Origin of the sequence: Steroidobacter flavus, from assembly GCF_042651805.1 — a bacterium.
GTDB classification, from domain to species: domain Bacteria; phylum Pseudomonadota; class Gammaproteobacteria; order Steroidobacterales; family Steroidobacteraceae; genus Steroidobacter; species Steroidobacter flavus.
The window spans coordinates 271962-285182 of record NZ_JBHSDU010000014.1; the positions used below are offsets into that span (position 1 = coordinate 271962).

General features: G+C 62.9%; 15 protein-coding genes. 1 reads left to right on the forward strand and 14 read right to left on the reverse strand.

Features of this window, described 5'->3' with window-relative positions:
* Positions 1-9: 9 nt before the first annotated feature.
* The 12 genes from lepA to ACFPN2_RS23975 all read right to left on the reverse strand — a co-directional run bounded on the left by lepA (position 10) and on the right by ACFPN2_RS23975 (position 8934).
* Positions 10-1812, reverse strand: coding sequence for a translation elongation factor 4 (gene lepA, locus ACFPN2_RS23920; protein ID WP_380601285.1), 1803 nt, complete (start codon positions 1810-1812; stop codon positions 10-12).
* Positions 1813-1905: 93 nt separating this feature from the next.
* On the reverse strand, positions 1906-2142 hold the full coding sequence (locus ACFPN2_RS23925) for a glutaredoxin family protein (protein WP_380601288.1): 237 nt from the start codon (positions 2140-2142) through the stop codon (positions 1906-1908).
* The gene (locus tag ACFPN2_RS23930) at positions 2139-3203 is read right to left on the reverse strand and encodes a MucB/RseB C-terminal domain-containing protein (protein ID WP_380601290.1); all 1065 of its coding nucleotides are present in this window, start codon (positions 3201-3203) and stop codon (positions 2139-2141) included. The genes ACFPN2_RS23925 and ACFPN2_RS23930 overlap by 4 nt, the downstream gene beginning before the upstream one ends.
* Positions 3203-3901, reverse strand: coding sequence for a sigma-E factor negative regulatory protein (locus tag ACFPN2_RS23935; RefSeq protein WP_380601292.1), 699 nt, complete (start codon positions 3899-3901; stop codon positions 3203-3205). The genes ACFPN2_RS23930 and ACFPN2_RS23935 overlap by 1 nt, the downstream gene beginning before the upstream one ends.
* A 36-nt stretch (positions 3902-3937) precedes the next feature.
* Positions 3938-4543 (reverse strand): RNA polymerase sigma factor RpoE, encoded by a 606-nt coding sequence (rpoE, locus tag ACFPN2_RS23940; protein ID WP_380601294.1) that lies wholly within the window; start codon positions 4541-4543, stop codon positions 3938-3940.
* Positions 4544-4688: 145 nt separating this feature from the next.
* On the reverse strand, positions 4689-5141 hold the full coding sequence (locus ACFPN2_RS23945) for a hypothetical protein (protein WP_380601296.1): 453 nt from the start codon (positions 5139-5141) through the stop codon (positions 4689-4691).
* Positions 5098-5355 carry an FAD assembly factor SdhE gene (locus ACFPN2_RS23950; protein WP_380601297.1) on the reverse strand — a complete coding sequence of 86 codons (258 nt, stop codon included), beginning with the start codon at positions 5353-5355 and terminating at the stop codon, positions 5098-5100. Before ACFPN2_RS23950 ends, ACFPN2_RS23945 begins: the two co-directional genes overlap by 44 nt.
* On the reverse strand, positions 5355-6137 hold the full coding sequence (locus ACFPN2_RS23955; RefSeq protein ID WP_129778745.1) for a succinate dehydrogenase iron-sulfur subunit: 783 nt from the start codon (positions 6135-6137) through the stop codon (positions 5355-5357). Before ACFPN2_RS23955 ends, ACFPN2_RS23950 begins: the two co-directional genes overlap by 1 nt.
* A gap of 2 nt (positions 6138-6139) precedes the next feature.
* On the reverse strand, positions 6140-7924 hold the full coding sequence (sdhA, locus tag ACFPN2_RS23960; protein WP_380601299.1) for a succinate dehydrogenase flavoprotein subunit: 1785 nt from the start codon (positions 7922-7924) through the stop codon (positions 6140-6142).
* Complete coding sequence (sdhD, locus tag ACFPN2_RS23965) at positions 7921-8307, reverse strand: succinate dehydrogenase, hydrophobic membrane anchor protein (RefSeq protein ID WP_380601300.1); 387 nt, start codon at positions 8305-8307, stop codon at positions 7921-7923. Before sdhD ends, sdhA begins: the two co-directional genes overlap by 4 nt.
* Complete coding sequence (gene sdhC, locus ACFPN2_RS23970; RefSeq protein WP_380601302.1) at positions 8304-8699, reverse strand: succinate dehydrogenase, cytochrome b556 subunit; 396 nt, start codon at positions 8697-8699, stop codon at positions 8304-8306. Before sdhC ends, sdhD begins: the two co-directional genes overlap by 4 nt.
* Before the next feature lie 37 nt (positions 8700-8736).
* Positions 8737-8934: a DUF1674 domain-containing protein gene (locus tag ACFPN2_RS23975; protein WP_380602825.1), complete on the reverse strand. Its 198-nt coding sequence runs from the start codon at positions 8932-8934 to the stop codon at positions 8737-8739.
* A 116-nt stretch (positions 8935-9050) separates the two neighbouring features.
* On the opposite strand from ACFPN2_RS23975, the gene ygfZ reads away from it, so the two are divergent.
* Entirely contained in the window at positions 9051-9950 is a 900-nt protein-coding gene (ygfZ, locus tag ACFPN2_RS23980; RefSeq protein WP_380601304.1) for a CAF17-like 4Fe-4S cluster assembly/insertion protein YgfZ, read from the forward strand.
* A 633-nt stretch (positions 9951-10583) separates the two neighbouring features.
* Here ygfZ and lysS read toward each other — a convergent pair.
* Positions 10584-12101: a lysine--tRNA ligase gene (gene lysS, locus ACFPN2_RS23985; RefSeq protein WP_380601306.1), complete on the reverse strand. Its 1518-nt coding sequence runs from the start codon at positions 12099-12101 to the stop codon at positions 10584-10586.
* A 3-nt stretch (positions 12102-12104) separates the two neighbouring features.
* A protein-coding gene (gene prfB / locus ACFPN2_RS23990) for a peptide chain release factor 2 (protein WP_380601308.1) occupies positions 12105-13200 on the reverse strand; the annotation gives its coding sequence in 2 pieces (ribosomal slippage) (positions 12105-13136 and positions 13138-13200; 1095 coding nt in all).
* Positions 13201-13221: the final 21 nt, after the last annotated feature.

Here is a 13221-nt window from a genome sequence, read left to right on the forward strand (position 1 = left end):
TTTGTCCGTTTATTCTTTCTTGGCCTTGCCCACCTGCAGAACGGCGAGGAACGCCTCCTGCGGGATTTCGACCGAGCCCACCTGCTTCATCCGCTTCTTGCCTTCTTTCTGCTTCTCCAGCAGTTTGCGCTTACGCGAGATGTCGCCGCCGTAGCACTTGGCCAGAACGTTTTTGCGCAGCGCCTTCACGGTCGCGCGGGCCACCACGTGACTGCCGATCGCCGCTTGGACCGCGATCTCGAACTGCTGCCGGGGAATCAGCTCCTGCATCTTATCGACCAGCTCGCGGCCGCGCTGATACGCGTTGTCCTTGTGCACGATCAAAGACAGCGCGTCGACCCGATCGCCGTTGATCAGCACGTCCAGCTTCACCAGCGGCGCACTCTCGAACCGGTTGAATTCGTAATCGAACGACGCGTAGCCGCGGCTCACCGACTTCAAGCGATCGAAGAAGTCGAGCACCACTTCGGCCATCGGCATTTCGTATTGCAGCGAGACCTGGTTGCCGACATACAGCATCTTGGTCTGGCGACCGCGCTTTTCCGTGCACAACGTGATCACCGCGCCGACGTACTCCGGCGGCAGCAGGATGTTCGCTGTGATGATGGGCTCACGCAGGTCCTCGATCTCGTTGCTCGGCGGCAGCTTCGACGGATTGTCGACGTTGACGGTGGTGCCGTCGGTCTTCTGGATCTCGTACACCACCGTGGGCGCGCTGGTGATGAGGTCCAGGTTGTACTCGCGTTCCAATCGTTCCTGCACGATGTCCATGTGCAACAGGCCCAGGAAGCCGATGCGGAACCCGAAGCCGAGCGCGCTCGAGACTTCCGGCTCGTAGTGCAGGGCCGAGTCATTAAGCTTGAGCTTGGCGAGCGCGTCCCTGAAGTTTTCGTAATCGTCGGACTGCACCGGGAACAGGCCCGCGAACACGCGCGGCTGCACCTGTTTGAAACCGGCCAGCGGCTCGCTCGCGGGACGATTGTCGAGCGTGATGGTGTCGCCGACCGGAGCGCCGTTGATCTCCTTGATGCCGGCGATGACGAAGCCGACTTCGCCGGTCTCGAGCGTCTCGGTCGGCTTGGATTTCGGCGTGAAGCGGCCGAGCTTGTCGACCGTGTGGGCGCGGCCCGTCGACCACATGCGAATTTTCTGGCCCATGCGCAGCGAGCCATTCATCACGCGCACCAGCGACACGACGCCGACGTAGTTGTCGAACCACGAGTCGATGATCAACGCCTGCAGCGGCCCGTCCGGATCGCCCTTCGGCGCCGGAATGCGCGCGATCAACTGCTCCAGCAGCTCGGGCACGTTCTCACCGGTCTTGGCACTGACGCGGACCGCGTCTTCCGCCTCGATCCCGATGATTTCTTCGATCTCTTTGATGACCCGGTCGGGCTCGGCCGACGGCAGATCGATCTTGTTCAGCACCGGCACCACTTCCAGGCCCTGCTCGATCGCCGTGTAGCAGTTCGCGACGCTCTGCGCCTCGACGCCCTGGGCCGCATCCACGACCAGCAGCGCGCCTTCGCAGGCGGCCAGCGATCGGGACACTTCGTAGGAAAAGTCCACGTGGCCCGGCGTATCGATCATGTTGAGCTGATACGTCTGGCCGTCGCGCGCCTTGTAGCGCAGCGAAACGCTCTGCGCCTTGATGGTGATGCCGCGCTCCCGCTCCAAATCCATGGAGTCGAGCACCTGCGCCTCCATCTCGCGCTGTTCCAGACCGCCGGTCAACTGGATGAAGCGGTCGGCGAGCGTGGACTTGCCGTGATCGATATGGGCGATGATCGAGAAGTTGCGGATCAGCTTCATCTGCAAGGGCTTGTAATTGCTGGCCGGGGACTGGCCAGCGGCGGCGGATTATAGCGGGGTTGGCGCCCGGCGTCGGGCGTATTGCGCCGGCGCTTACCTGGCGACGGCCCGGACTCGCTCCCGGTCCAGCCGGTAGTCGCAGACGAAGTCGTCGTCGGCCAGCAGAACTGGCACGCGATGACCGTATTTACGGACCAGCTCGGGATCGCTGTCGACGTCCACCACCCTGACGGCGGCGGCTTCGGCGGGGCTCAGCTCCTCGGCCAGCTCGGTGAGCAACTGGTCGCAGAGGCTGCACTCGGCGCGGCTCAGCACCGTCCAAGTCGTCATTGTTGAGGCGGCGTCGGCCCGGCGGGATGGTGGTTGGGCTGCGTAGCCGCGGGCGGCGGCACTGGCGTGGCCGGGGTCGGCGCGTTCCGGGCGGCGTCGTCCTTGGTTACGCCGGCGGCAATCGCCTCCAGCGTGGCTGGCGGCACTTCGCCTACAGCGGTGACCTGATGGCCATCCATCGCGCGCGAGAAAGCAAAGGCGGCGCCCACTTTGGCCAGCCCGCTCATGGGCTGAGCCTGCGGGTCGGTCGGCTCAATGAAGACCGACACCGACGCCAGGCCGTCCGAATACACCAGGTGCTGAACCGGGACGCTGGAGCCGGCCATCAATTGAATGCGCCACGCCGTCAGCCTGAAGCCCGCGGGCAGGCGAATCACGCCCCACCCTGCGACCTGACCCGCAGCCAGTTGCGGCTGCACGTCCTGTCGGATCCAGCGAAAACCTTCACCGGAAACGGACGGTTTGAGGCTGTCGGCGGGAATACGGTCGCGGAAATTCAGTTCCGCGAACAGGATCTGCTCGATGACGTTGCCTTCGCGATCGCACAGCTGCGACTTGAGCGGCATGGCCGTCTCATCGTCCAGCCACAGGCGATAACCGTAACGGAATTGATCGCGCGGCGTGACATTGATGACTTGCGTGCGACGGCCCAGCGCCTTGGTGAACGGGCCGCGCTCGATGTTGTAGTGAGCTTCGAGCTCTTCGTTGTACGCCGGCACGGCGGCGAGCAACGTGTTGTCGTCGGTGCGCTTTTCCACCAGCACGGTACGACGATCCGGCAAATAACAAACCACCTCGCTCTGATTGCGAATGATCTCGCGGCCGCTGCCGTCGAGGGACACCAGGCGCTCGGTCACCTTGCCCTTATCGACGCGGTGATAGATCCGCATCGACTCGCGGCGCGAGTCGCGCATGTGGAAGAAACGACCTTCGTAATTGCGGGTCGCGAGCGCTTCGGACATGCGCTCGAGCCATTCGCGGGCCTCGCGATCCCCGGCGTTCGCCGTGGAGGCCACCGCGAGCAACGCGGCGATCAGACTGGTAGCGCGCAGAGATGCCATCAACGTTCCGACGAGCCTTCGTCGCCAACGGAAATCTTCACTTCGGCTTCGCCGGACTCGAGGGCTTCGGCCTCCGCGTCATCGGACAGCACGCCGCTCAACACCGAGCGACGCCCGAGCGGCGAGGAATATTCGCTGTGTGCGACCACGTAATTGGTCAGACGCGTCGCAGGAATGAAGGCGGACTGCGTGGTCGAGGTCGGCACCACGTAGCTCGACGCCGTATCTCTCGCGACCGTCGGCTCGTTGGCAGCAGGCTGATTGGCGGCGACCAACGGAGCATTCACCGGAACCACATCCGGCTGACCCATCGGCTGCATCGTGAACACGGCGACGGCGGCAACACCGGCGGCGATGGCCATGCCGGCCGCGGGGCGCAGGAAACGAATTGCGGCGGGGGAAATTCTGGAAGGACGCGTCACCGGCGGCGCCTGAACGACGGCCGGTCGAGCGATTGGCACCTGGGGCTGAGCCTGGGCCGGCTCGGCGGCCACCGCGGCCATCACCTTGCTGGCGAAATCGCGGGAAGCCACGGCCGGGCGCTCGGCCCGCATCGCCTCGCCGATCAGCGAGTAGCGGCCGATGGCAGCGCGCAGCTCAGCTTCTCGCCCTACCCGCTTCAATAGCAGGTCGAGCTCTGCCGGCGGCAATTCGCCGTCCAGGCAAGCAGAAAGCTGTTCGTTCAGAGCATCCGTCATGCTGTCACCACGATAACTCAAATCGATTCGAACGGCTCAGTCCACAGGTCCATCGAGCAAGGGCTTCAGCTTCTTGTCGATGGCTTCGCGCGCCCGGAATATCCGGGACCGCACAGTGCCCACCGGACAATCCATCGCTTCGGCAATCTCCTCGTACGACAACCCTTCCAACTCGCGCAACACGATGGCGGTGCGCAGGTCTTCGGGCAGTTGCTCCATGGCCTCCTCGACCACGGCGCGAATCTCGTCCGTCAGCAGCACCCCTTCGGGGGTGTCCACTTCCTTCAGTTTCGCGTGCCGGTCGTACTGTTCCGGATCCTGCAGATCCAGATCGAAGTCCACCGGCCGGCGGCGTTGCGACACCAGCGCGTTCTTGGCGGTGTTGATCGCGATCCGATACAGCCATGTATAGAACGCGCTATCGCCACGAAAGGATGCCAGCGCCCGATACGCCTTGAGGAACGCCTCTTGGGCAACATCCTCGGCCTCGGCAGCGTCGTTGACGAAACGGCCCACCAGCTTCAACACCCGATGCTGGTATTTCAGCACCAGCAGGTTGAACGCCGTCTGGTCGCCCGCCTGGACCCGCCGGACCAGTTCCTGGTCGGTGTCATCCGTCGCGTTGGTCGGGTTGGTCGTCAAGCGCCCGCTCCCTGCCGGACCGGCGGAAGCGCGCTCAACGGCAACGCGACAACTGCCCTCATAGACTGATGAGCCGCGCGAAAGTTCGCTGCGACATAAGTGTTCCTGAACACTCGCTGAGCGATTGCGTGACCGGGATCAATAATCATGTCGCCGAGACCGATTCCAGTCGCAAACGCACGCTCAAACGACGGATTTCTGCAGGTAGTGCGTCACCCTTCAGCAGCAGCATCGAGCGCTGCCCCTGACCGGTGTGCCAACGAAGCCACAACCAGCGGCGGCCGACGCGCGTGTCAGTGCCCAGGGTGGCGGGAATATTTTTCCGGTGGGCACTGCTGAGGACCCAGCTGCCGTCGGACATCCAGCTGACAGCCGTCAACCGGTCGGCACCGCCGAGCCATCCTTGCCACTGCAAGCCGAGCAGCACGACGGCGGACGCGGTCACGAAAAAGAGCACGGCGGACACGAGCGGCAATGGCAGTAGCCAGGTCGCCACCGCCACGCCCCCGAGCGCGAGCACGCCGAGCCGACGCTCGGAGCGGCGGCTCCGTACGTCAATCGTCAGCAGAGTTGGGGTTGCGAAGCTTGGCGATGACATGCGCCCAATCCGGATCTTCCGGGACCTCTCGTTGCACTACGTAGGCGAACAGCTGCGGGTCTGGCGCCTCGAGCAATGCTACGAAGGCCTGTTGTTCGGCAGCCGGGGCGGAAGGATACCGTTCCTGGAGATAGCGTTCGAGCAGCACGTCCAACTCGCGCATGCCCCGGCGGCAACGCCATCGGAGCTGTCCCACGGCTGGAGTCGTGCTCATCAGTGCCTGCGCTCGGCCATCTTCTTCTTGATCTCGGCGATCGCCTTGGCCGGATTCAGGTCCTTCGGGCAGGCCTCGGTGCAGTTCATGATGGTATGGCACCGATACAGCTTGAATGGATCTTCCAGCGCGTCCAGGCGCTCACCGGTCGCCTCGTCGCGGGTGTCCACGATCCAGCGATAAGCCGCCAGCAACGCCGCCGGGCCCAGGTAACGATCGCCATTCCACCAGTAGCTCGGGCACGAGGTGGAGCAGCAGGCGCACAGGATGCACGCCGCCGGACGGTCGATCTTCTCCTGATCTTCCTTCGACTGCAGGCGCTCGCGATCCGGCGGCGCCGGCGTGCGGGTCTGCAGCCACGGCTTCACCGACGCGTACTGCGCATAGAAATTGGTGAGATCCGGCACGAGATCCTTGATCACCGGCATATGCGGCAACGGGAAAATCTTCACCGTGCCCTTCACATCCTCGGTGGCCCGCGTACAGGCCAGCGTGTTGACGCCGTCGATGTTCATCGCGCACGAGCCGCAAATGCCTTCGCGACACGAGCGACGGAACGTCAGCGTCGGGTCGATCTCGTTTTTGATCTTGATGAGCGCGTCGAGCACCATCGGGCCGCAGGTCGCCATGTCCACTTCGTACGTGTCGTAGCGCGGGTTCTGGCCCGACTCCGGATCGAAGCGATAGATGCGGAACGACCGCACGTCCTTGGCACCCGAGGGCGCGGGATAGGTCTTGCCGACACCGACGACCGAGTTCTTGGGAAGACGGAATTGCGCCATGATCAGTACACCCTCGCCTTCGGCGGAACGACTTCCACGTCGTTGGTCAGTGTGTTCAAGTGCACCGGGCGGTAGTCGAGCGACACCTTGCCCTGCGGGTCCACCCACGAGAGGGTGTGTTTCATCCAGTTCACATCGTCACGTTCCGGATAGTCCTCGTGGGCGTGCGCGCCACGGCTTTCCTTCCGGTTCTCCGCGGAGACGATCGTCGCGACCGCCTGGCTGCGCAGGTTGTCGAGCTCCAGCGTTTCGATCAGGTCGGTATTCCACACCATGCCGCGGTCGCTGACGTTCACGTCCTCGAACGACTTGAACACTTCCCGCATCTTGTGCACGCCCTCGATGAGTGATTCGGAAGTGCGGAACACAGCGGCGTGGTTCTGCATCGTCCGCTGCATGTTCAGGCGGATGTCCGCGGTCTTCAGCGAACCCTTGGCGTGACGGAACTTGTCGATGCGGCTGATCGCGAGATCGCCCGCATCCTTCGCCAGCGGCCGATGTTTGGTATTCGGCTTGACGATCTCGGCGGCATGACGCGCGGCTTCGCGACCGAACACCACCAGGTCGAGCAGCGAGTTGGAGCCGAGACGATTCGCGCCGTGCACCGACACGCAAGCCGCCTCGCCCACCGCCATCAAGCCCGGCACCACGGAGTCGGGGTTGCCGTTCTTCAGCGTCACCACTTCGCCGTGATAGTTAGCAGGGATGCCGCCCATGTTGTAGTGAACGGTCGGCAGGACCGGGATCGGCTGCTTGGTCACATCGACGCCGGCGAAAATCTTCGCGGTCTCGGCGATGCCCGGCAGACGCTCGTGAATCACTTCGGCACCGAGGTGCTCGAGGTGCAGGAAGATATGATCTTTGTGAGGACCGACACCGCGGCCTTCGCGAATCTCCATGGTCATCGAACGGCTGACCACGTCGCGCGACGCGAGGTCTTTCGCGTTCGGCGCATAACGTTCCATGAAACGCTCGCCCTGCGAGTTACGCAGAATGCCACCCTCGCCGCGCACGCCTTCGGTGATCAAACAGCCGGCGCCGTAGATGCCGGTCGGATGGAACTGCACGAACTCCATGTCCTGCATCGGCAGGCCGGCGCGCAACACCATGCCGCCGCCGTCGCCCGTGCAAGTGTGAGCCGACGTACAAGAGAAGTACGCGCGACCGTAACCGCCGGTGGCGAGAATCGTCTGATGACCGAGGAAACGATGCACCGTGCCGTCCGACATGTTGATGGCGACGACGCCGCGGCACTCGCCGTTCTCCATGATCAGATCGACGGCGAAATATTCGATGAAGAACTGCGCTTCGTGACGCAGCGCCTGCTGATACAACGTATGCAACATCGCGTGGCCGGTACGGTCCGCCGCTGCGCAAGTGCGCTGCGCGGTGCCCTTGCCGTAATGCGTGGTCATGCCGCCGAACGGACGCTGATAAATGCGACCGTCATCGGTGCGTGAGAACGGCACACCATAGTGCTCCAGCTCGATCACGGCGCCGGGCGCTTCTTTACACATGAACTCGATCGCGTCCTGGTCGCCCAGCCAGTCCGACCCTTTGACGGTGTCATACATGTGCCAGCGCCAATCGTCCTCGCCCATGTTGCCGAGCGCGGCGCTGATGCCACCCTGCGCGGCGACCGTGTGACTGCGCGTCGGGAAAACTTTGGTGATACACGCAACCGACAAACCGGAATGCGCCAGACCGAAAGTGGCGCGCAGGCCGGCGCCACCGGCACCGACGACGACCACGTCGTAGTTGTGATCGATGAATTGATAGGCGCTCATGCCGCGCTCCCGAATGCGACGCGCAGCACGGAGAAGACACCGAGAGCGCCAATGACGATATGAATGAACTTCAGGGCGAGCAACGTGACGATCTTTGTGGCGTGATCGGTCACGTAATCCTCGACCACCACTTCGACGCCGAGCAGCGAGTGATACACGGCCGTGCCCACCAGCAGCGACAACATCACAGCATTGAACGGAGCATGCATCCACGCCGTGACCGTTTCATAGCTGCGATCGGGTAAAGCAATCAGCACGAACACAAACCACAGGCCGAGCAGCACCAGCGCGACCGAGGTGACTCGCTGTGTCCACCAGTGACCGACACCCTCGCCGGCCGCGCCCAATCCCAGAACTCGTCCGACTGGACTGCGCAAACTCATACCGCACCTCCGCGGACCAGCAGGAACCAAAGCATCGCGGTGAGCACGACTGCGCCGATGGCAACGAGCCAGCCGCTGGTGCGAGCCGTGGATTTCTCGAAGCCATGGCCCGCGTCCCACACCAGGTGACGCACGCCGTTCAACAAGTGATAAAAGAACGCGAACGAGAAACCGACCAGCAGAACGATGGTCAGCGGATGCGCGAACACCGCTTGCGCCGAGGCATAGGCCTCAGGGCCGTTGGCAGCCGCGACCAGCCAATAAACAAACAACAGCAAACCGACGCTGAGCGCGATGCCGGTGACCCGGTGCAGGATCGACAGCGTATTGGTGTACTGCCATCGATAATTCATGAACGGCGACAGTGGCCGTTCCAACTTGGGATTGCTCATGTGGGGATAGCCTGCTCTTCCGGCAATCGGATGGATTTCAAAAATCGATGCAACGGCCGGACTTTTCCCAATCGCCGAACCGCGTCGGCTCCGGCCCGTCGCGGCCACCGATTTCTTTGGGCGCCACGGAACCCGCGGTGCGCGGTCCGGTCCCTATATCGGTGGCCGTCGCAATCGCCGGCTCGAGGCGCTCGGCCTCGGGCGGTGAATCTGGCCGCGAATTTGTATCTGCCATTGAACCGGACGATGATGGCGGTGACCGTTCGAACGGCCGGTAGTGTGCCAGAAGCACCACAGGCCCGGAACGGGACGCTTTTCGTTTGTGGCGAGGCTTGATTTCGGATTTCACGAATGTCTGCCCCTATTTCCGCCCCGGCCGTGGCTGCCGGGACCCCGATCCCCGATTTCCGCCCCCTGACAACGCTCGCCGCGATTATGGTCAGCGGCGCGGACGCACGCGCCTATCTGCAAGGTCAGCTGACGGCCGATCTGGACACGCTCAACTCGAATCGAGCGCAGCTCGCCTGCTGCAATTCCCCGCAGGGGCGCGTGCAGGCGGTGTTCTGGATGTTGGAACGCTCGGAGGGCATTGCATTAGTGCTACCGGCCGCACTGGTCGATTCGACTGTGCTTCGCCTACGAAAATATGTCCTGCGTGCGAAAGCGAAGATCGAAGCCGCGAAACATTTGCAGGTCGGCGTTATCTCTCGCAGCGCCCTGCCTGCCGATGTGACTTTGGCCGAGGCCGGCTCGCATCGGGAGCTCGGCGGTGTGAGCTATTTCACATTGCCCGGCGTGGACGATGTTCTGGTACTCGGTGCGTTTTCCGCTCCCGCCGATCCGGCAACCGAGCATCGCTGGCATTTGTCACAAGTGCGTGCCGGATTGCCGCAGGTTTATCCAGAGACCCACGAAGCGTTCGTGGCGCAGATGCTGAACATCGATCTGCTCGGCGGCATCAACTTCGAGAAAGGCTGTTACACCGGCCAGGAAATCATCGCCCGCACCCACTTCCGCGGCGCCGTCAAACGACGAATGTTTCTATTCCACAGCGCCGGCCCGGCGCCCGTGCCCGGCACGCGCGTGTTGGCTGGTGAGCAACACGCTGGCGACATCGTGGATGCCGTCGCCACCGAGAATGGTAGTGACATCCTCGCCGTCATCAGCCTGGCGCAGCTCGACAGCGAGTTGAGCATTGATGGGCAGGATGGCGCGCTTACGCGGCTGACGATGCCCTATTCCCCGGGATAAGAGGTTTGGCAAGGAAGATAGGCGCACGAGGGAGCATCACCTCTCGCTGTCTCGACTATGCAGCCGACAGAAGTTTGGCGCCTGCCGGCACGCGCAAATGAACTGCTATTGAGCTCACCCCTCACGCGCGAATTCGTGCCCGAAAGTTTCTGCGGAAACGCCGAACGTAAAATTCCACCTCAGCGACCGCTCCCTCACGCCGACGCTCAGCGCCGGCTTCCGCGCCCAGCGAAGCGCAGGCGCACGCGAAGCGAGTGCCTCAAAGCGACTGCTTCGATCACACCACTGCGGGCGTGGTAAGAGGCATCGAGTCGCGCATCTCGAGCTGGGAAAGGTGGGGGTCTCGGGAAGTTCGCAACCACGGTGACTCGGCCCACCGCGGCCAGTCGAGCAAGCCGTTGCACGTTGGCAGTACAGCCGACGACGCGCGTTGCAGCTCGGAGCGCGATAGCGCGACCGAGCGATACGGAGCGTGAAACGGCAACTGACCGAATCGTGCGGCAGCCATCGAAGGCAAAGTCAGCCGGCGGTGAAGACGCTCGCGAGTTTCCCGAGACCCCCACCTACGCCCCAGCTCTGCCGAAGGCTGCGCGCAACGCGTTTGCGACAACGCGAAGCGCAACCGCGATAGCGTCAGGTCTCAGGCCGCATGTAAGGGAACAGCAGCACGTCGCGAATCGACGGCGAGTTGGTAAACAACATCACAAGCCGATCGATACCGATGCCCAACCCCGCCGTAGGCGGTAAGCCATATTCCAACGCGCGAATGTAATCGGCGTCGTACTGCATCGCCTCTTCATCACCGGCAGTCTTGCGGGCCAGCTGATCCTTGAATCGCTGCGCCTGATCTTCAGGATCGTTCAGTTCCGAGAAGCCGTTGGCGATCTCACGTCCGCCAATGAAGAACTCGAAACGATCCGTGATGAACGGATCCGAATCGTTGCGACGTGACAGCGGCGACACCTCGGTCGGATAGCCGTAAACGAACGTCGGCGCGAGCAGCCGATGCTCGGCGGTCTTCTCGAAGATCTCGATTTGCAGCTTGCCCGGCCCATCGCCCTGCCCGTACGGCACGCCGATCTTGTCGCAATGAGCGCGCAGATAGTCCAGATCGCGCAACTTGGAACGCTCGATCCCGGGATTGAAATGCACGACCAGGTCCTCGACCGTCACGCGACGGAACGGCTGACCGAAGTCGAACACTTCGCCCTGATATTCGATCTGGCGCTTGCCGAGGATGGTGTCGCACAGGCCCTGACACATCCGCTCGACCAGATTCATCAGATCGGTGTAGTCCGCGTACGCCTGATACAACTCCAGCATCGTGAACTCGGGATTGTGTCGGGTCGACACGCCCTCGTTACGGAAGTTGCGATTGATCTCGTACACGCGCTCGAAACCGCCGACCACCAGACGCTTCAGATAAAGCTCCGGCGCGATGCGCAGATACAAATCGATGTCGAGCTGGTTGTGATGCGTGACGAAAGGCCGCGCCACCGCGCCGCCGGCGATCGCCTGCATCATCGGTGTCTCGACTTCCAGAAAATCCATCGCATCGAGGAAGTCACGCAGATACTTCACCAGCCGCGTGCGCGTACGAAACGTCTGCCGGCTTTCCGGGCTGACGATGAGATCGACGTAACGCTGGCGATAGCGCGTCTCCTGATCCGACAGGCCGTGCCACTTGTCCGGCAGCGGTCGCAGCGACTTGGTCAGCAGGCGCAGCTTCTCGACCTTCACCGACAGCTCGCCGGTCTTGGTAATGAACAGCGTGCCTTCGGCGCCGAGCACGTCGCCGACATCCCAACCCTTGAACTCGTCATAGGCCGCACCGATGGCGGCGCTTTGCAGGAACAGCTGAATCTCACCGGTGCGATCGGCGATCTTGGCGAAGCTGGCCTTGCCCATGACGCGCTTGCTCATCATGCGGCCGCCGACCTTCACACGCACCGTGTTCTGGTCGAACCACGTCGGCTCGCGATCGCCGTAAGCGGTCAGCAACTGATCCGCGAGTGCGTCACGACGGAAATCGTTCGGAAAGCCGTTGGCGCCCGGGCCGCGCAGCTTGTCGAGCTTGGCGCGCCGTTCGGCGATCAGCTTGTTCTCATCGACCGGTGCTTCAGTCGGCGGAGTCTTGGTGTTATCGGACATGTTTTACAGACCCTGCTTCAAGCTGGCTTCCAGGAACGGATCGAGATCGCCGTCGAGCACCTTGTCGGTGGCCCCGATTTCGACGTTGGTGCGCAGATCCTTGATGCGCGACTGATCGAGCACGTACGAACGAATCTGGTTGCCCCAGCTCACGTCGGACTTGGAGTCTTCCAGCACCTTGGCGGCCGCGTTGCGCTTGTTCACTTCCAGCTCGTACAGCTTGGCTTTCAGCATCTTCATCGCCTTGTCGCGATTCTTGTGCTGACTGCGCTCGGCCTGGCAGGCCACCACAATGCCGGTAGGCATGTGCGTGATACGCACGGCGGATTCGGTCTTGTTGACGTGCTGACCGCCGGCGCCGCTCGAGCGGTACACGTCGGTCTTCAGGTCCGCGGGATTGATGTCGATCTTGATGTTGTCGTCGATTTCCGGCGAAACGAACACGGACGCGAACGACGTGTGCCGCCGCGCGTTGGAATCGAACGGCGACTTGCGGACCAAGCGATGCACGCCGGTCTCGGTGCGCAGCCAGCCGTAGGCATACTCGCCGCTGAAATTGATCGTGCAGCTCTTGATGCCCGCGACTTCGCCGTCGCTGACTTCCTCAACCTCGGTCTTGAAGCCGTGCTGATCGCCCCAGCGCAGATACATGCGCATCAGCATGCTGGCCCAGTCCTGCGCCTCGGTACCGCCGGCGCCGGCCTGAATGTCCAGGAAGCAGCTGTGCGGATCCATCTCGCCCGGGAACATGCGCTGGAATTCCAGCTTCTTGATGTACTCGTCGATGGCCGCGACATCGCGCTCGACATCGGCGACGGCGCTCGGCTCATTCTCGGCGATGGCCATGTCCAGCAGCTCGGTGGCGTCCGCCAGGCCCTTGGTGGCCTTGTCGATCGTGCCGACCACCTGCTCCAGGCGCGCCCGTTCCTTGCCCAGCTCCTGAGCCCGGTCCGGCGTGTTCCAGATCTTGGGATCTTCCAGCTCGCGGCTTACTTCCGTGAGTCGTTCGGCCTTGGTGTCGTAGTCAAAGAAACCTCCGGAGCGCCCCGCTGCGCTCGGTGAGGTCTTCGATGGCTCGGCGAATAGGGTTGGTTTCCATGTCTTGAGCGTGGCGTCGGTC